Origin of the sequence: Streptomyces sp. NPDC048644 (genome assembly GCF_043199105.1) — a bacterium.
Classification (GTDB): Bacteria; Actinomycetota; Actinomycetes; order Streptomycetales; family Streptomycetaceae; genus Streptomyces.
The window spans coordinates 117,259-134,201 of the sequence record NZ_JBICVO010000018.1; the positions used below are offsets into that span (position 1 = coordinate 117,259).

The 16,943-nt window shown below is 69.9% G+C and carries 18 protein-coding genes, 1 pseudogene and 1 riboswitch; of the genes and pseudogenes, 12 read left to right on the forward strand and 7 right to left on the reverse strand.

Features of this window, described 5'->3' with window-relative positions; genetic code table 11:
• Nucleotides 1-36: 36 nt before the first annotated feature.
• The 3 genes from ACGFNI_RS30855 to ACGFNI_RS30865 are packed head-to-tail and all read right to left on the reverse strand — an operon-like array spanning nt 37 to nt 3,584.
• Nucleotides 37-1,068, reverse strand: coding sequence for a cytochrome c oxidase assembly protein (locus tag ACGFNI_RS30855; protein ID WP_393688236.1), 1,032 nt, complete (start codon nt 1,066-1,068; stop codon nt 37-39).
• A 53-nt stretch (nt 1,069-1,121) separates the two neighbouring features.
• Entirely contained in the window at nt 1,122-2,579 is a 1,458-nt protein-coding gene (locus ACGFNI_RS30860; protein WP_393688238.1) for a trehalose-6-phosphate synthase, read from the reverse strand.
• A 39-nt stretch (nt 2,580-2,618) separates the two neighbouring features.
• Entirely contained in the window at nt 2,619-3,584 is a 966-nt protein-coding gene (locus tag ACGFNI_RS30865; protein WP_393688240.1) for a glucosyl-3-phosphoglycerate synthase, read from the reverse strand.
• A 172-nt stretch (nt 3,585-3,756) separates the two neighbouring features.
• A riboswitch (SAM riboswitch) is annotated at nt 3,757-3,917 on the forward strand.
• Between the two features lie 16 nt (nt 3,918-3,933).
• On the opposite strand from ACGFNI_RS30865, the gene thrC reads away from it, so the two are divergent.
• From thrC to ACGFNI_RS30895, 6 genes are all read left to right on the forward strand, one after another.
• On the forward strand, nt 3,934-5,226 hold the full coding sequence (thrC, locus tag ACGFNI_RS30870; RefSeq protein ID WP_393688242.1) for a threonine synthase: 1,293 nt from the start codon (nt 3,934-3,936) through the stop codon (nt 5,224-5,226).
• A 78-nt stretch (nt 5,227-5,304) separates the two neighbouring features.
• Complete coding sequence (locus ACGFNI_RS30875) at nt 5,305-5,583, forward strand: MoaD/ThiS family protein (protein ID WP_227046770.1); 279 nt, start codon at nt 5,305-5,307, stop codon at nt 5,581-5,583.
• 482 nt (nt 5,584-6,065) lie between these two features.
• The gene (locus ACGFNI_RS30880; RefSeq protein ID WP_030576453.1) at nt 6,066-6,272 is read left to right on the forward strand and encodes a cold-shock protein; all 207 of its coding nucleotides are present in this window, start codon (nt 6,066-6,068) and stop codon (nt 6,270-6,272) included.
• Nucleotides 6,273-6,656: 384 nt separating this feature from the next.
• Nucleotides 6,657-8,282: a chaperonin GroEL gene (gene groL, locus ACGFNI_RS30885; protein WP_227046769.1), complete on the forward strand. Its 1,626-nt coding sequence runs from the start codon at nt 6,657-6,659 to the stop codon at nt 8,280-8,282.
• Between the two features lie 252 nt (nt 8,283-8,534).
• On the forward strand, nt 8,535-9,230 hold the full coding sequence (locus ACGFNI_RS30890; protein WP_393688245.1) for a type 1 glutamine amidotransferase domain-containing protein: 696 nt from the start codon (nt 8,535-8,537) through the stop codon (nt 9,228-9,230).
• A 52-nt stretch (nt 9,231-9,282) separates the two neighbouring features.
• A complete protein-coding gene (locus ACGFNI_RS30895) occupies nt 9,283-10,062 on the forward strand; it encodes an SDR family NAD(P)-dependent oxidoreductase (protein ID WP_393688247.1) in 780 nt (259 codons plus the stop codon).
• Nucleotides 10,063-10,105: 43 nt separating this feature from the next.
• On the opposite strand, the gene ACGFNI_RS30900 is transcribed toward ACGFNI_RS30895, so the two are convergent.
• From ACGFNI_RS30900 to ACGFNI_RS30915, 4 genes and pseudogenes are all read right to left on the reverse strand, one after another.
• Nucleotides 10,106-10,528: a VOC family protein gene (locus tag ACGFNI_RS30900; protein WP_393688249.1), complete on the reverse strand. Its 423-nt coding sequence runs from the start codon at nt 10,526-10,528 to the stop codon at nt 10,106-10,108.
• Nucleotides 10,529-10,586: 58 nt separating this feature from the next.
• Nucleotides 10,587-10,943 (reverse strand): annotated as a pseudogene (locus ACGFNI_RS30905) (Uma2 family endonuclease); the annotation flags it as partial.
• Between the two features lie 111 nt (nt 10,944-11,054).
• The gene (locus ACGFNI_RS30910; RefSeq protein WP_393688250.1) at nt 11,055-12,128 is read right to left on the reverse strand and encodes a hypothetical protein; all 1,074 of its coding nucleotides are present in this window, start codon (nt 12,126-12,128) and stop codon (nt 11,055-11,057) included.
• A 377-nt stretch (nt 12,129-12,505) separates the two neighbouring features.
• Entirely contained in the window at nt 12,506-12,808 is a 303-nt protein-coding gene (locus ACGFNI_RS30915) for a helix-turn-helix domain-containing protein (RefSeq protein ID WP_393688252.1), read from the reverse strand.
• A 77-nt stretch (nt 12,809-12,885) separates the two neighbouring features.
• Here ACGFNI_RS30915 and map point away from each other — a divergent pair, with 77 nt between their 5' ends.
• The 6 genes from map to tgmC all read left to right on the forward strand — a co-directional run bounded on the left by map (nt 12,886) and on the right by tgmC (nt 16,912).
• On the forward strand, nt 12,886-13,656 hold the full coding sequence (gene map, locus ACGFNI_RS30920) for a type I methionyl aminopeptidase (RefSeq protein ID WP_393688254.1): 771 nt from the start codon (nt 12,886-12,888) through the stop codon (nt 13,654-13,656).
• A 229-nt stretch (nt 13,657-13,885) separates the two neighbouring features.
• Nucleotides 13,886-14,170: a DUF4328 domain-containing protein gene (locus ACGFNI_RS30925; RefSeq protein WP_393688345.1), complete on the forward strand. Its 285-nt coding sequence runs from the start codon at nt 13,886-13,888 to the stop codon at nt 14,168-14,170.
• Nucleotides 14,068-14,361 carry a DUF4328 domain-containing protein gene (locus ACGFNI_RS30930; protein ID WP_393688347.1) on the forward strand — a complete coding sequence of 98 codons (294 nt, stop codon included), beginning with the start codon at nt 14,068-14,070 and terminating at the stop codon, nt 14,359-14,361. Before ACGFNI_RS30925 ends, ACGFNI_RS30930 begins: the two co-directional genes overlap by 103 nt.
• Before the next feature lie 213 nt (nt 14,362-14,574).
• Nucleotides 14,575-14,811 (forward strand): putative ATP-grasp-modified RiPP, encoded by a 237-nt coding sequence (tgmA, locus tag ACGFNI_RS30935; protein WP_393688349.1) that lies wholly within the window; start codon nt 14,575-14,577, stop codon nt 14,809-14,811.
• The gene (gene tgmB, locus ACGFNI_RS30940) at nt 14,811-15,773 is read left to right on the forward strand and encodes an ATP-grasp ribosomal peptide maturase (protein WP_393688256.1); all 963 of its coding nucleotides are present in this window, start codon (nt 14,811-14,813) and stop codon (nt 15,771-15,773) included. Before tgmA ends, tgmB begins: the two co-directional genes overlap by 1 nt.
• A complete protein-coding gene (gene tgmC / locus ACGFNI_RS30945; protein ID WP_393688258.1) occupies nt 15,770-16,912 on the forward strand; it encodes an ATP-grasp peptide maturase system methyltransferase in 1,143 nt (380 codons plus the stop codon). Before tgmB ends, tgmC begins: the two co-directional genes overlap by 4 nt.
• Nucleotides 16,913-16,943: the final 31 nt, after the last annotated feature.

Here is a 16,943-nt window from a genome sequence, read left to right on the forward strand (position 1 = left end):
GGGCCGACAGTCGTCCCCCCCGCGGCAACACCCGGGTCAGCCGCCCCTGCCGTGCCGCCTGAAGCGCTCGCCCACCATCCCCTGATCGGTCTCCCACCACGGCCGGGTCAGCTCAGGCTGCGGCGCGCCGGACCCGCCCGCAGCGCCGGTCCCCACGGCAGTGGCCGTCCCGCCCGCAGGTGCCAGCTCGCGGTCCAGCCGGGCGTCCAGCGCCTTCGTACGGGCACGCTCGGACCGTACCCACTCCGCGAACACCGCGATCAGGAACGGCAGTCCGACGACCTCGGCGATGGTCAGCATCAGCCCGCCGCCGATCATCTGGTCGCGCTCCGGGCTCGGATCCCAGGGCCGGTGCTGCGAGGCGTACCAGCCGCCCGCGATCATGGTGCTGCTGGTCATCACAACGATGCCGGGCACCGCGTCGACCAGCCCGTCGACCAGCACCAGCAGCGCCCGCACCGGATGGCTGCACCACGACGGCAGCAGCGCCTCGCGGGTGAGCATCGGCAGCACGAAAAGGCTGCCGACGACCAGGAGTTGCAGGTACATCAGCTCGTGCAGCGGGCCGTGCCGCAGTGCCGTCGGGAAGTACGGCGTGAAGTAGACCGCCAGCTCGGACGCGAGCACCAGCACCGTGCTGACCAGCGGGAAGGTCAGCAGGCGCAGGGCACGGCCGGTCAGCCGCGCGCGCAGCCACCGGGCGGCCGGCCGCTCGTCGGGCAGCGCCCGCAGCGCGAGGGCCAGCGGGTCGCCGAGCGCCAGGCCGAGCGGCGCGATCAGGTCGAGCACGACGTTCTGCACGGCGGCAGGCCAGAACAGCTCGTGGTCGTAGACCGCGAGCCCCGACATGGTCGCCACCACGATGCCGCCGAGCCCGATCCCCGCGAACGCCGCGGTCCGCGCGAGCGGCCACCGTTCGCCCCGCCGCGCGAGCCGCACCAGACCGCAGGCGTAGAGACCGCCCAGCACGAGCACCAGCGCCAGGGCGTACGGATCGAGCTGCCAGCTGTCGGCCAGCCGTCCCGCGGTGAGTTCCGGGAGGCCGGCCGCAATCGTTGTACCCGTCACGGATCACACGCTAGACCCGGCCCCGCGACGGTGGCGGAGCGGGTGCCGGGCGGTCAGCAGGACCGGCCCTCCAGCGCCCTCAGCTCCTCCAGTTGCGCCAGGAACCAGCGGGCGGGCGGCAGCGCGGTGGCGGCTGCGGCCAGGCGTTCGGTGCGGGCGGCGCGTTCGGCGTCCGGCATCGACAGGGCCGCGTGGAGGGCGTCGGCGGTGGCGTTGATGTCGTACGGGTTGACCGTCAGGGCGTCATCGCCCAGCTCCTCGTGGGCGCCCGCCTCGCGGGAGAGGACCAGGGCGCAGCCCGTGTCGGAGACCACCGGGATCTCCTTGGCGACGAGGTTCATGCCGTCCCGGATCGGGTTGACCAGGGCCACGTCGGCGATCCTGTAGGCGGCGAGCGAGCGGGCGAAGTCGTCCTTGACGTGCAGCACGACGGGCCGCCAACCGGGCGTGCCGTACTCGGCGTTGACCGCTTCGGCGACCCGCTGCACCTCGGCGGTGTAGTCGCGGTAGACGGCCAGGTCCTGGCGGGAGGGGTAGGCGAAGGCGATGTGGACCACGCGCTCGCGCCATTCGGGGTGGTCGGCGAGCAGCCTGCGGTAGGCGTGCAGGCCGCGCACGATGTTCTTGGAGAGTTCGGTGCGGTCGACGCGGACGATGGTCCTGCGGGCCGGGGCGCCGCCGCGCTCGCCGTCCACCTGGGCGCGCAGCGCCACGAGCCGTTCGCCGACGTCGGGACGGTGCGCACGCTCGTGCAGGAACCCGGCGTCGGCGCCCAGGCCGTACACGCCGATGCGGGCCTCGGCGATCTCGCCCTCCGGGCCGAGCGCCGCCCGGCAGCAGCTGCGGAACGCCCGTGCCCAGCGGTGGGTCAGGAAGTTGGTGCGGTCCGCGCCGAGCATGCCGCGCAGCAGCTGCCGCTGGATGTCGTCGGGCAGCATCGCGAAGTACTCGGCGGGTGCCCACGGCGTGTGGGAGAAGTGCGCGATCCGCAGGTCGGGGCGGAGTGCGCGGAGCATCCCTGGGGCCAGCGCCAGGTGGTAGTCCTGGATGAGGACCGCGGCGCCCGGTGCGGCGGCCTCGGCGAGCGCGTCGGCGAAGGCCGCGTTGTACGCCTCGTAGGCCGCCCACTGCGTACGGAAGTCCGTATCGAAGGCGGGTTCCAGGGGCGTCTGGTAGAGCATGTGGTGGACGAACCACAGGACGGAATTGGCGATGCCGTTGTAGGCGGCGGCGTGCACCTCAGCGGGGATGTCCAGCATCCGGACGCGCTGTCCACCGGTGTCGTCCGGGTCGAGATCGCCGCCGGTGCGCCGGACGGCCGCGCGGTCGCCGTCGCCGAGCGCGGCGCACACCCAGACCGCGTCGGTGTCGGGGCCGATGGCCGACAGGCCCGAGACGAGACCGCCGCCGCCGCGCTTGGCGGTCAGCGCGCCGTCAGCCGCCCGGGTGTAGGAGACCGGACCGCGATTGGAGGCGACGAGCACCTCGGCAGGCTTGCGTGCGGAGACCATGCGGCGAGAGTAGACGGACGGAGTGCCGCCCGCCCGCCTTCAGGCCGCCCGGCGTTCCGCGTACTCCGGTATTTCGGCCATCGGGGGCCGTTCCTCGGTGTCCACGTCGGTGGTGCGGGGCACGAAACCGGATTCGCCGCGGTCGAACTGGGTGAGCCGGGGCCGCACCAAGTGCCCGCGGGCCAGCCGGAGTTGGGCGGTGCGGTAGATGGCAGCCGCCATCCGGCCGAGTGCCTGGCCGTCCTGGTGGCGGTGCTTGCGGACGCCGACGTCCACCTGGGCGAGCGCGTCCAGGCCGACGGTGTGCAGGGCGTCGACCAGGAGGCCGAGCTCGACGCCGTAGCCCACCGGGAACGGCAGGCGCTCCAGCAGCGAGCGGCGGGCCGCGTACTCGCCGCCCAGGGGCTGCACGAAGCCGGCCAGTTGCGGCCAGTGGAGGTTGAGGAGGGGGCGCGCCACCAGTTCGGTGACCCGGCCGCCCTGCCCGGCACCGGAGCCGGGCGCGCCGCCGGTCTCCAGCGGCCGGTCGTACATCGCCTTCACGAACTGAATGTCCGGATCGGTCAGCAGCGGGCCGACGATGCCGGAGACGAAGTCCGGCGAGAAGGCGCGCAGGTCGGCGTCGACGAAGCAGACGATGTCGCCGCGGGTCGCCAGCAGCGAGCGCCAGAGCACCTCGCCCTTGCCGGGGAGCGCGGGCAGCCGGGGCAGGACGGTGTCACGGTGCACGACGCGCGCCCCGGCCGCCGCCGCGACCTCGGCGGTGCGGTCGGTGGAGCCGGAGTCCAGCACCACCAACTCGTCGACGAGGGGCACATCGGGCGTCATCAGGGCGGCGCGGATGGCCGCGGCGATGGTGCCGACCGTGGCCTCCTCGTCGAGTGCGGGCAGCACCACGCTGACCGTCCTGCCGGTCTGCCGCTTGGCGTCGAGCAGTTGCCCGAGCGGGCGGTCGGCAGCGGACCAGGAGCGGTGCTCAAGCCAGCGCTCCACCTCTTCCAGCACGTCTTCGACTCCTCGGTGCGCGCCGTATCAGCGGCGCATGTGATCCATCTCGCGGTTCGGACGACTATCTCAACCGTCAGGGCCTTCGGTTACAGTCTTGAACAACGCGGACGACCGTCGCATGCCGGGGTCTCCGCACCACAAACGCCTGGGATTGTGCCCAGTGCCATACCGCTCATCCAGAGGGGCAGAGGGATACGGCCCGTTGAAGCCCCGGCAACCCTCCAGCCGGTCTTGCCGCCAGGACGTGAACGTCCCGCGCGCGTGAGGCTCCCGGCTAGGGAAGGTGCCAAATCCGTCTCGTGGCGAGATGCGCCCCGAGGAAGATGAGGAGAAAGGGCCTCCCTCCATGGCTGTGCAAGCTACTGAAGTCACCGAAAACGCTCCCTCCGTCGCTCTGGGTCCTGCCGTCGCGCTCTCCTGCCGCGAATGCGGCGAGCGTTTCGACCTCGGCCCGATCTTCGCCTGTGCGACCTGTTTCGGGCCGCTCGAAGTGGCGTACGACCTGCCGAGTGGCGACCCCGAGGGGCTGCGGAAGCGGATCGAGGCCGGTCCCGACAACATCTGGCGCTATGCGCCGCTGCTGCCCGTCCCCGAGGACGTGGCCGAGAAGCCGAACCTCAACCCCGGCTTCACCAAGCTCGTCAAGGCCGACAACCTCGCCCGTGAGCTGGGTGTCACCGGCGGCCTGTACGTCAAGGACGACTCAGGCAACCCGACGCACTCCTTCAAGGACCGGGTCGTCGCCATCGCCGTGGAAGCCGCCCGCGCCTTCGGCTTCACCACCCTGTCCTGCTCCTCGACCGGCAATCTCGCCGGCGCGGTGGGCGCGGCGGCGCGCCGGGCCGGCTTCAAGTCCTGCGTCTTCATCCCGCACGACCTGGAGGCGGGCAAGGTCGTCATGGCCGCGGTCTACGGCGGCGACCTGGTCGGCATCGAGGGTAATTACGACGACGTCAACCGCTTCTGCAGCGAGCTGATCGGCGACCCGCTCGGCGAGGGCTGGGGCTTCGTCAACGTCAACCTCCGTCCGTACTACGGCGAGGGCTCCAAGACACTCGCGTACGAGATCTGCGAGCAGCTGGGGTGGCGGCTGCCGGACCAGATCGTCATTCCGATCGCGTCCGGATCGCAGCTGACGAAGATCGACAAGGGGCTGAAGGAGCTGATCGCCCTCGGCCTCGTCGAGGACCGGCCCTACAAGATCTTCGGCGCCCAGGCGGAGGGCTGCTCGCCGGTCTCGACGGCGTTCAAGGCCGGTCACGACGTGGTGCGCCCGCAGAAGCCGGACACCATCGCCAAGTCGCTGGCGATCGGCAACCCGGCCGACGGTCCCTACGTCCTGGACATCGCGCGCCGTACCGGCGGTGCGGTGGAGGATGTGAACGACGAGCAGGTCGTGGACGCGATCAAGCTGCTGGCCCGGACGGAAGGGATCTTCGCGGAGACCGCGGGCGGCGTGACCGTCGGCGTGACCAAGAAGCTCATCGATGAGGGTCTGCTCGACCCGTCCCTGACCACCGTCGTCCTGAACACCGGTGACGGCCTCAAGACGCTTGACGCCGTCGCCCCGACCACGGGCCCCACGGCCACCATCCGCCCGAGCCTGGACGCGTTCCGCTCGGCCGGTCTGGCCGGCTGACCCGTCCCGCCCGCCGCCGCTCGCCCGGCGGCCCCCGAACCCGCAGTCGTATTCCGTAGCCGTTGGAAGGCAGAACCCATGAGCGTCAAGGTCCGCATCCCCACCATCCTCCGCACGTACACCGGTGGCCAGGCCGAGGTCGCGGCCGAGGGCGCGACCCTCTCCGAGGTGATCGGCGACCTGGAGAAGAACCACCAGGGCATCGCGGCCCGTGTGCTGGACGACGCGGGCAAGCTGCGCCGCTTCGTGAACGTGTACGTCAACGACGACGACGTGCGCTTCGAGCAGGGCCTTCAGACGCCTACGCCGGACGGTGCGGGCATCTCGATCATTCCGGCGGTGGCGGGAGGCTGCTGACCGTCCGAGGGGCGCTGCCCCTCTCGGAAGGAGTGCGCCGTTCAATTCGCGCCATCCTTTCCCTTGATTGACTGGAATGGCCCCGTCCGCGGATAAGCGGACGGGGCCATTCCGAGTTGTGAAAGGGTCCTGCAAAACGCGATACCATTTCGCTGATCCCCTTCCATGCCCCCACCGCAAGCGGTTCGACGCCCATGAGATCGCGGTGAGTTGTGCGCAAAGTGTGTGCAGCATTTGCGGCTTAAGTGCGCTATGCCCGGCCCGACTTGCCCGGGAATATGGGGAGTTCAGGGCATATCGCCCCTTCCGGCGGCGTCAGAATTCTCGTCCGATTGACCTGTTGCGCTGGGCATCGGTGCAGATACATTCAGCGGCGGTCGACGCGTTCCGGCGCACACCCCACGGGCCATTCGCGGGGTGAGGTCTGACCCGGGTCCGCGGAGTGCGGTCCTGTGCAAGGGCCAGTAATAGGGGAGTTAGGCATGGCTCAGGGCACCGTCAAGTGGTTCAACGCGGAGAAGGGGTACGGCTTCATCGCGGTCGACGGTGGTGCGGATGTTTTCGTCCACTACAGCGCGATCCAGATGGACGGTTACCGCACCCTTGAGGAGGGCCAGCGGGTCGAGTTCGAGATCTCGCAGGGCCAGAAAGGGCCGCAGGCGGACATGGTCCGGGTGGCGGCCGGCTGAGGCGCCGACCGACTGCAGCATGAAGGAGGCCCGCATCCCTTCGGGGGTGCGGGCCTCCTGTCGTGCCCGGGGTGCTCCGGGGCGGGGCGTAAGCCTGACGTGGTCCACAGGCGCTTGCTCCCACCCGTCACCCGACCGCCTCCCCTCAAGGAGCCTTCGTCGAAGGCGCTTGCACTCCAGGGGGTCGAGTGCTAATCATTGGCGTTAGCACTCTCCGGGTGAGAGTGACAGTTTTGGACCGTCGGCGAGGTCCGCAGGCAGGACGGGAAGGAACCGTCCGGTGTGTGGTCCGTCCGTCGCGGGCGCCAGCGCGGTCCGGAGAAATCCGCCTCCACGCCTTCGGGCGCGGGAGGTGCCCCCTTCGTCCTGGGAGGACCACTTCACATGGCCAAGATCATCGCGTTCGACGAGGAGGCGCGGCGCGGCCTTGAGCGCGGTATGAACCAGCTCGCCGACGCCGTCAAGGTCACCCTCGGCCCCAAGGGCCGCAACGTCGTCCTTGAGAAGAAGTGGGGCGCCCCCACGATCACCAACGATGGTGTGTCCATCGCCAAGGAGATCGAGCTGGAGGACCCGTACGAGAAGATCGGCGCCGAGCTGGTCAAGGAGGTCGCGAAGAAGACGGACGACGTCGCCGGTGACGGCACGACGACCGCGACCGTCCTGGCCCAGGCGCTCGTCAAGGAGGGCCTGCGCAACGTCGCCGCCGGCGCCAACCCGATGGCGCTCAAGCGCGGCATCGAGAAGGCCGTCGAGGCCGTCTCCGCCGCTCTGCTGGAGCAGGCCAAGGACGTGGAGACCAAGGAGCAGATCGCTTCGACCGCCTCCATCTCCGCCGCTGACACCCAGATCGGCGAGCTGATCGCCGAGGCCATGGACAAGGTCGGCAAGGAAGGCGTCATCACCGTCGAGGAGTCCCAGACCTTCGGTCTGGAGCTGGAACTCACCGAGGGTATGCGCTTCGACAAGGGCTACATCTCGGCGTACTTCGCCACCGACATGGAGCGTATGGAGGCGTCGCTCGACGACCCGTACATCCTGATCGTCAACTCCAAGATCGGCAACGTCAAGGACCTGCTGCCGCTCCTGGAGAAGGTCATGCAGTCCGGCAAGGCGCTGCTGATCATCGCCGAGGACGTCGAGGGCGAGGCCCTGTCGACCCTGGTCGTCAACAAGATCCGTGGCACCTTCAAGTCCGTCGCCGTCAAGGCCCCGGGCTTCGGTGACCGCCGCAAGGCCATGCTCGGCGACATCGCCATCCTCACCGGTGGCACCGTCATCTCCGAGGAGGTCGGCCTCAAGCTGGAGAACGCCGGTCTCGACCTGCTGGGCCGCGCCCGCAAGGTCGTCATCACCAAGGACGAGACCACCATCGTCGACGGTGCCGGCGACAGCGACCAGGTCCAGGGCCGCGTGAACCAGATCCGCGCCGAGATCGAGAACTCGGACAGCGACTACGACCGCGAGAAGCTGCAGGAGCGCCTGGCGAAGCTCGCCGGCGGTGTTGCGGTCATCAAGGCCGGTGCCGCGACCGAGGTCGAGCTCAAGGAGCGCAAGCACCGCATCGAGGACGCCGTTCGCAACGCGAAGGCGGCCGTCGAGGAGGGCATCGTCGCCGGCGGTGGCGTGGCCCTGCTGCAGGCTTCCTCGGTCTTCGAGAAGCTGGAGCTTGAGGGTGACGAGGCCACCGGCGCCAACGCGGTGAAGCTGGCCCTGGAGGCCCCGCTGAAGCAGATCTCCGTCAACGGCGGCCTTGAGGGCGGCGTTGTCGTGGAGAAGGTGCGCAACCTGGCCGTCGGCCACGGTCTGAACGCCGCGACCGGCGAGTACGTCGACATGATCGCCGAGGGCATCATCGACCCGGCGAAGGTGACCCGTTCCGCGCTGCAGAACGCCGCCTCCATCGCCGCGCTGTTCCTCACCACCGAGGCCGTCATCGCCGACAAGCCGGAGAAGGCGTCCGCCGCCCCGGCCGGCGGTGGCATGCCCGGCGGTGACATGGACTTCTGATCCTCCCGAGGATCGGCAGGCCATAGCGCCGGAGTACGTACTGAAGGCGGCACCCCTTCTGGGGGGTGCCGCCTTCGGGCGTTGTACGGGTGGATCCAGGACCCAAATCCCCGGCGCGGGAGCCGGGTTGCGGCGTAAATGATCACGGTTACGGTGGAATGAGCCGCGGGTGCCGCCTGGCCTTCGCGGGGTGCTCGCGGGTATCGGCAGCTCCTTCAGCGGCTTACCGGCAGCTCGGAGAGGGAGGCCGCCATGGCCGGCACCAACCGCATCCTGGTCATCGTCACGAGCGTGGGCGAGTACGAGAAGGCCGGGTACCGTACCGGCTTGTGGCTGGGGGAGCTGACGCACTTCTACGACGTCGCCGAACAGGCCGGCTTCGCGATGACGATCGCCAGTATCGCGGGCGGCCACGTCCCGCTCGACCCGGAGAGCCTGGCCCACGACGTCCTCGCCGACCTGGGCACCGACAAGCGCTACGCCGACCGCGAGTTCATGGACAAGCTGACGGACACCGTGCCGGTCGCGGACGTCGACGTCGAGGACTTCGACGCGATCTACCTCACCGGCGGGCACGGCGTGATGTTCGACTTCCACCAGAGCGCGGCGCTGGAATCGCTCATCGCCCGCTTCCACGAAACCGGCCGGATCGTCTCGGCGGTCTGCCACGGGCCGTGCGGCCTGCTCGACGTCACTCTGAGCGGCGGGGAGCCGCTGGTGCGGGGCAAGGACGTCACCGGCTTCTCGTGGCCCGAGGAGGAGCTGGCCCGGCGCGCGGACGTGGTTCCCTACAGCCTCCAGGACCGGCTCAAGCAGCTCGGGGCGTCCTACAGCACGGCGGAGAAGCCGTTCGCCACGTACGTGGTCGAGGACGGCCTGCTGATCACGGGGCAGAACCCCGGCAGCGCGAAGGCGGTCGCCGAAGCGGTCGTCGGGCGGCTGCGCTGACCTGCCCCGACCCCCTCGCGCGCTCCGCGAACGCCGCATCTAAGGTGCGGCCATGACTTCGCAGACGTACCTCTCCGGCCTGTTCGCCCTGGACGGCAGGACCGCCGTGGTGACCGGCGGCAGCTCCGGCATCGGCCGGGCCATCACCGGCGCCCTCGCCCGCGCGGGCGCCAACGTCGTGATCGTGGCGCGCAGGGAAGCGGAACTCGCCGCCACTGCCGACGAGTTGGCGGCCGAAGGCTGCCGGGCGGCCTGGGTGAGCGCCGACCTCGGCACCCGCGAAGGGGTGCGGACAGCGGCGGACCGGGCGGCTGCCGTGTTCGGCGAGCCGGACATTCTCGTCAACTGCGCCGGGGTCAACCTGCGCCCGCCGATGGGCGAGCTGGACGACGAGGTCTGGGACACCACGATGGCCGTGAACCTGGAAGCGCCCTTCCTGCTGGGCCGCAGGTTCGGCCCCGGCATGGCCGAACGCGGCTACGGCCGGATCATCCACATCACCTCCCAGCAGGCGCACCGCGCCTTCGTCCAGAGCGGCGCCTACGGGGTCTCCAAGGGCGCACTGGAGTCCCTGGCCCGCTCCCAGGCCGAGGCGTGGTCGCCGCACGGCGTCACCTGCAACACGCTCGTGCCGGGCTTCGTGATGACGCCGCTCAACACCAGCCTGTCATCCGACCCCGAAAAGGTCGAAGCGCTGGCCGCCCGCACCCTGACCGGACGCAACGGACTGCCCGACGACTTCGCGGGCGCCGCGGTCTTCCTGGCCAGCGCCGCCTCCGCCTACGTCACAGGACAGGCCCTTTACGTGGACGGCGGCTTCTCGGTGCACTGAGGGGCGGTGGCCCGCCCCCGCGGAACCCCGACTCCTCCCTCTCCTATGCCTCCTGCGCCGACTCGCCGTCGGCCCGCTCGCGCGGCGCCAGCCACTCCTGAAGCTCGATCAGGTTCCCTTCGGGGTCCTCCAGGTAGGCGACCCGCATCCGATCGCCCATCGGGCCCGGCTCCCGGGTGAAAACCGCACCCCGCGAGGTCAGCTCGGCGTGGGCGGCGTCGAGGTCGTCCACCCGCAGCACCACCAGCGCGCGGTACCCATCCGGATTCGCCCGCAACTGCCCCAGCACGCCGGCCATCTGCGCCCGCTCCTGCAGCGCGATGGCGGCGTGTCCGGTGTCGGGGCTGAACTTGGCGTACGGGCCGCTCTCGGCCTCGAACTGCGGCTTGAGCCCGAGCACGTCCCGGTAGAAGCGGTAGACGCCGGGGAAGTCGGACACCAACACGCGTATCTGGGTGAGTTCCATGCCGACCTTTCCAGCCCAGTTCCGGCCGGCTGGGCTGCCTGGTCTGGAGGGGGCTCCGTCAGTGGGCGTAGTCCTTGAGCTTTTCGGTCTTCAGGGTGATGCCGAGAGGGTCGGGGAGCGGGACGGCGGCTCCGTACGGGTGGGTGGCGCGGGTGCGGTAGGTGCCGTTCAGCGGCTCGCTGTAGACGGTGAGCGTGCCCGCGTCGCGGTCGATGAGGAGGTAGGCGGGGATGCCGGCGGCTGCGTAGCCGTCGCGCTTCTCGCGGCGGTCGCGGCGGTCGGTGTCGGCGTCGTGGGAGGTCACCTCGACGGTCATGAGGACGCCTTCGGGACTTGCCCATTCGCCTTGGCCGACGAAGTGGTCCTCCGGGGCGAGGGAGCCGTCGGGGCGGGCGCGGCCCTTGCAGCAGACCTCGGTCTGGAGGCCCTGTGACGAGCATCTGCGGGCGGTGTGCGGCGCTGGGGGTCATGGTGTCGCCTCCTCGACTCCATGGTGCCCCGGTTCTCGTGCGGACAGTTGTTGCGGTCATGCGTGACTCCGTTCTGTTGCGCGGGTCGCCTCCCGGAGGCGCTGGGCGTGAGCGTGGACGGCCGTGGGGGAGAGGCCGCGCGGGGTGGGGCGGGGTTCGTTGCGGCAGTCGGGGCAGAGGCCGCCGGGGAGGGCCTGGGGGAGGCCAGGGGCGCGGCAGAGGGTGCATTCCATGAAGCGGGGGCGGGGTGGGGCGCCGTCGTGGAACGGCGGTGGTTCCGGGGCCGGTTGTGGCTCCGGCGGGAGTTTGGTGGTCAGGCGGGAGTGGGCCAGCTTGGCGGGGTGGTGGACGACCGGTGGCAGGCCCGCGGTGAGCGCCTGGGCCAGATGGTCGGGGGTCGCGCCCCGGGCCAGCCACTCGGCGGCCAGCGGTTCGAGGGCGGCGCAGTCGGCGGCGGAGAGTGTCATACGGGGATCCGTGCGGCCGAGGGCGGCGAGGGCCGCGTAGGCCGGGGTGCGGGGGTGCGCCGTGTGTGGGGCGCGGCGCGGGTGTGAGGAGCGGTGCGGGTGCGGGGAGCCGTGCGGTTGTGGGGGTTTGTGCGGTTGTGGGGCCGGTGGTGGTTCCGGTTCGTTCGGGGGCTCCGGCTCGCGCGGGGGTGTCGGTACGCGTGGTGCTTGGGCGGCGGCCGATTCCGTGGGGACATCGCCCGAGGAGATGGGGACATCGCCCGAGGTGAGGGCGGCCCACCAGGAGTCCGGGCGCGGGGTGCGGGAGAAGTGTGTTCGGGTCACCCAGCGCGGGCTGCCGCTGCCGTCCCGGAGTTCGGTGATCCGGCGCAGGTGCCCGGCCTCGGATAACCGCCGCAGCGCCGTGCCCAGCGCGCACTGGCCGTAGTCCGGCAGTACCTTGGCCAGCGTCTTCACGGAGATGTCGGCGCCGTCCGGCAGCCGGTCGAGGTATCCGGCGATGGATGCTTCGCGGCGCGGGAGGTGCGTGAAGTCGTCCGCACTGCGGGGAAGTTGGCCCGGGGCGGTGCGTTTTCCGTAGCCGGGGCGGGCCGGAGGATGTACGCGGCCGGGGTGGGCGTGTGCGTACGGGGCTGTGACGGCGTTAGAGTCTTCAGTAGCCATGAGATCGCTTGTTCCGATCTTGTTGGTCAGACCCCGGCGTGAGTGTTGGTAGCACCCGCCGGGGTTGATTTTTGTCTGGTGCCGGGAACGCTAGACCGGCGTGGCAGGTTGTGGCAAACCGAACACAATCCGTCATCGGTGCTGGTGTGTGCGGGAGTTGGGCGGGTGGGTGGGTGAATTCCCTTTACCCTCCCGTTCCTTGAAGACAGGGCTCGAAGCACGGATCCCGAAGCGCGGGTCTCGGCGCCCGGGTCTCGGGTCTCGCGCGGTGTGTGGTCTCCGGTCAGGGGTGGCAGCCCGCGAGGACGCAGGATTCGTTGCCCTCCGGGTCGATCGCCAGCTCGGTGAATCTACTGGCCATTTCGGGATCTCCCGGCTTACGAGGCCAACCGCTCGGGTGCGTGGTGACCGGCGCCGGCCGGTCCGGCGCCCTGTTCGGGCCGGTTGATCTCGGCCCACACCACATCGAGGGAGAGGCCGAGGACGTCGGTGATTGCCGCGATGGTCGGGAACGCGGGGGTGGCCACGCGGCCCGACTCGATCTTCCGGAGGGTCTCCGGTGAGACGCGTGCGTCGAGCGCGACGTCGAGCATCGAGCGTTCTCCCCTGGCCAGACGCAGGAGGGCGCCGAGGCGCTGTCCGCGTTCGACCTCTTCGGGGGTGAGCGGCAACCTGACCATGGCTCCGATTCTAGTACCGGTATAGTTTGGCCGGTATAGTTTGACCGGTATATTTATTGGTTGCAGAAGGGCGCCGCATGATCGAGATCCTGAACCCCACCCTGCTGGCCCGCGCGAAGGGCACCGGCGCCCTGGTCGCTGACATCCTGCAGAGGCTGAAGGGCCGCAGCGCGGTCGGCACGAACCTGCTGGACATCGACCGGTGGGCCAAGGCCATGATCGTCGAGGCGGGAGCGGATTCCTGCTACGTCGACTACGCGCCGTCCTTCGGCCGCGGCCCGTTCGGCCACTACATCTGCACGGCTGTCAACGACGCGGTGCTCCACGGGCGGCCGTACGACTACACGCTTGCCGACGGCGATCTGCTGACGCTCGACCTCGCCGTCTCCCGAGGCGGGGTCGCCGCGGACGCCGCCATCAGCTTCATCGTGGGCGACGCGAAGCCCCCGGAGAGCGTCGCGATGATCGAGGCAACCGAACGCGCGCTGGCCGCAGGGATCGCCGCCGCCGGGCCCGGCGCCCGCATCGGCGACCTCGCCCATGCCATCGGTACGGTCCTCGGCGCGGCGGGGTACCCGATCAACACCGAGTTCGGAGGTCACGGCATCGGATCGACGATGCACCAGGACCCGCACGTTCCGAACACCGGACGGCCCGGCCGTGGATACAAACTGCGCCCTGGGCTGCTGCTTGCGCTGGAGCCGTGGGTCATGGCGGACACCGCTGAACTCGTCACCGACGCCGACGGGTGGACGCTCCGCAGTGCGACCGGCTGCCGGACGGCGCACAGCGAGCACACGATCGCCATCACCGACAGCGGAGCCGAAATCCTCACCTTGCCGAAGTAGGTGCAATCGACCTTGTCGAAGTGAGCGCAATTGTGCGGGCGCCTCAACTCTGCCCTCTGCCGGAAGGTTTGGTTCACTCCGAGACGGGCTTGTCTGCCCCTTTTGAATCGACAGGGGATATATCGAGAACATATGTTCCCTCTGTGTGCGGGCCGCCTCGGGGAGAGGTGGCCCGCTGCGCGTGTCAGCACAGTGATCCAGCACCACCGGGGGATTCCGCATGTCCCACATGCCCGTCGCGCTGTTCGCGGCATCCGGGAAGGTGCAGCTCGCGGTCACGGTCGCGACCGCCGTGGTCTTCATCGTCTGGTTCCACAGGGCCCGCGTGAACGCCGGGGTCTTCGCCCCCAACTGCCATGCGATGAAGCATGGTTGGGCGATCTGGGGCTGGGTCGTGCCGGTGGTGAACCTGTGGTCCCCCGGCGGGTGGCCGTCTTCACCTGGAACGCCAGTGCCGACGAGAACTCCCGGTCCAGGGTGCTGCTCAACTGGTGGTGGGCACTGTTCCTCGTGAACCTGTTCTTCGGACGCCTCGCCGGTCAGCGGTACGCGAAGGCCGAGACACTGGACGAGATCAGGGGAGCCATCGCCGGGCTCATGACGAGCGATGTGTTCGACATCGTGGCCGCCGTCCTCGCGATTCTCTTCGTGCGCCGCCTCACGCGCATGCAGAACGAGAAGGCGCTGCGGGGGCCGATGCTCTGACCGCCGGCGGGCCCCGGGCTTTTGTGTCTCAGGCACCCGCGCGGTCTTCAGGTGGCGCAACGGCCTCGGCCACTCCCCCTGGACAGGAAGAGCCGGCGGGGTGGGATTGCGCAACTCAGGCCATTTTGCTGTGCTGTTGAGCTGTGAACACCGCTAAGAAACGGAGGCGCAGAACAGATGACGCAGACGCCCGCACCGTGGGGCACGCAACGAATGGGGCCGTACGCGGCCACCGCTACGGTTCCGAAATGCATGCCTGTGATCGACCCTGAAACGCAGATCGCGGTGATCGTGGATGAGCATGGCCGGACGGTCGAGCTGGGCAGCCACGGCACCAGCACGAGCGGCCTGACGCCCACCACGACCACCCCTGGTGACGGGGCCGGTCCGGGCGGCGCGACCGACGCGGACAGCACCGAGTCGTACGACCAGGACCAGAGTTCCGGCTGATGGATGACAGCAGGTCGGTACTGGTGCTGACCAACCCCTACGACGTGACAGCGGACGTGGTGTTGCGACTGCTCGCCGAACGCCGGGTTCCCGTTGTCCGTCTCGACCCCGGCATCGACCTGCACACGGGTGCCTCGCTGACGGCCATGTACCGCACGGGCGCCCAGCCGGGCACGCTGCGCACGGCAAGCCGGGAACTTGACACGGCTCGGATTCGGTCCGTCTGGGTGCGTAGGCTCTCCCCCTACGAGGGGCCGCCGGGGTTGAGCGACCAGGACCGCCGGTTTGCCGCAGAACAAGCCCTGTGGGGCGCGGGGGGCATCCTCGCGTCACTGCCGGGCGCGCACTACGTCAATCACCCGTGGAACAACCGGGCCGCCGAGTTCAAGCCCGCACAGCTTTCGACCGCACGACGCTGCGGATTCCTGGTGCCTGACACCGTAGTCACCAACGATCCGCACGAGGCGCGGAAGTTCGCGGTCCACCAGTCCGGCGGAGTGGTCTACAAACCGCTGTGGAACACGCCCTACCGGGTGGACGGCCGGCCGCACAGCGTGTGGGTCCGGGAGGTGCGCGGGGCCGAGATCACCGATGCTGTGTCTGTCTGCCCGCACATGTTCCAAGCCAAGGTGGACAAGGCGTTCGACGTGCGGGTGACTGCCGTAGGAGACCGGCTGTTCGGGGTCCGGATCGACAGCCCCGATCTCGACTGGCGTTACCGTCAAGACCTGATGACGTGCACACCGGTCGAGGTACCCGATCCGGTCGCCTGTGCGGTCGCCGCCTATCTCGCCGAACTCCGTTTGACCTACGGTGCGTTCGACTTCTCCGTAACCACTGACGGTGACTGGTACTTCCTTGAGTGCAATCCGAACGGCCAGTGGGCGTGGCAGCCGGCAAAGACCACCGCAGCGATCGCCCGCACCATCGCCGACCAGTTGGAGAAAGGCCCCGACACGTGAGCACATCGGCTCAGCTTCGCAGTGCCCTGGCGGACAGGCTCACCGAGGACGGCACCCTCACTGAACCCGAGTGGTGCAGCGCCGCCAGGACGGTTCCCCGCGAGCTGTTCACGGGGTCCTACTTCATGCCGGTGGCAGGCAGTGTCCCGACCAGCTACCGCCTTGTCCGAGAGGGCAAGCCCGGATGGCTGGAGGGGGTCTACTCCGACGACACGCTGATCACTCAACTCGACGGCCGCATCAGGCCCGACGATGTGACCGAAGGGACTGTGACCGGTTCCCCGTCGTCGTCGTCCACGCTGCCGTCGCTGGTGCTGCGCATGTGGCAGCAACTCGGCGCCGAGGTCGGGCACCAGGTGCTGGAGATCGGCACCGGAACCGGCTACTCGACTGCCCTCGGCGCGCACCGCCTAGGGGACGCCAATCTCACCAGCATCGAGTACGACCCGGCGGTGGGCGAGGCTGCGGCGGCGGCGCTCAAGGCGGCCGGTTTCGTGCCCCGGCTGATCATCGGTGACGGGCTGCGCGGCGACCCGGACGGCGGGCGGTTTGACCGGCTCATCGCCACCTGCTCGGTCCGGTACATCCCGCTCCCGTGGCTGCACCAGGTGAGGCCGGGCGGAAAGATCCTGGTCACCCTGTCCGGGTGGAGTTACGCCAACTCCCTGGTGCTGCTCGACGTGACCGGCCTCGGGGAGGCGACAGGGCGGTTCCTGCCCGGCTACACCAGTTTCATGATCGCCAGGCCCCACGGCCGGCCGCCCCGCCCGACGCTGGCCCTGCTGCCCGGAGAGGAACGCCCGAGCCGGATCGACCCTGCGAAGCTCGATACGTGGACCGGCGGGTGGGTCGCGCAGCTCGCGGCGCCCTCGGCCGAACGTATGGGAACGGGGGCGGAACAGATCCTTTGGGACGTGTCCACCGGCTCGCAGGCCCGGACGGCACCCCACCCCAACGGCGGGTGGACCGTTGTGCAGCGCGGGCCCGTCCGCCTGTGGGACCGGGTCGAGCGGGCGGTGCAGCGCTGGCAGGCCGCCGACGAACCCCACCAGGAGGGATTCGGCATCACGGTCTCGGCCGCCGGTCAGCGAGTGTGGCTCGGCACCGAGGACGGGCCCGGATGGGACCTGCCGATCTGACGCACAGCGGTCCCAGACGACGGCCCGGGGC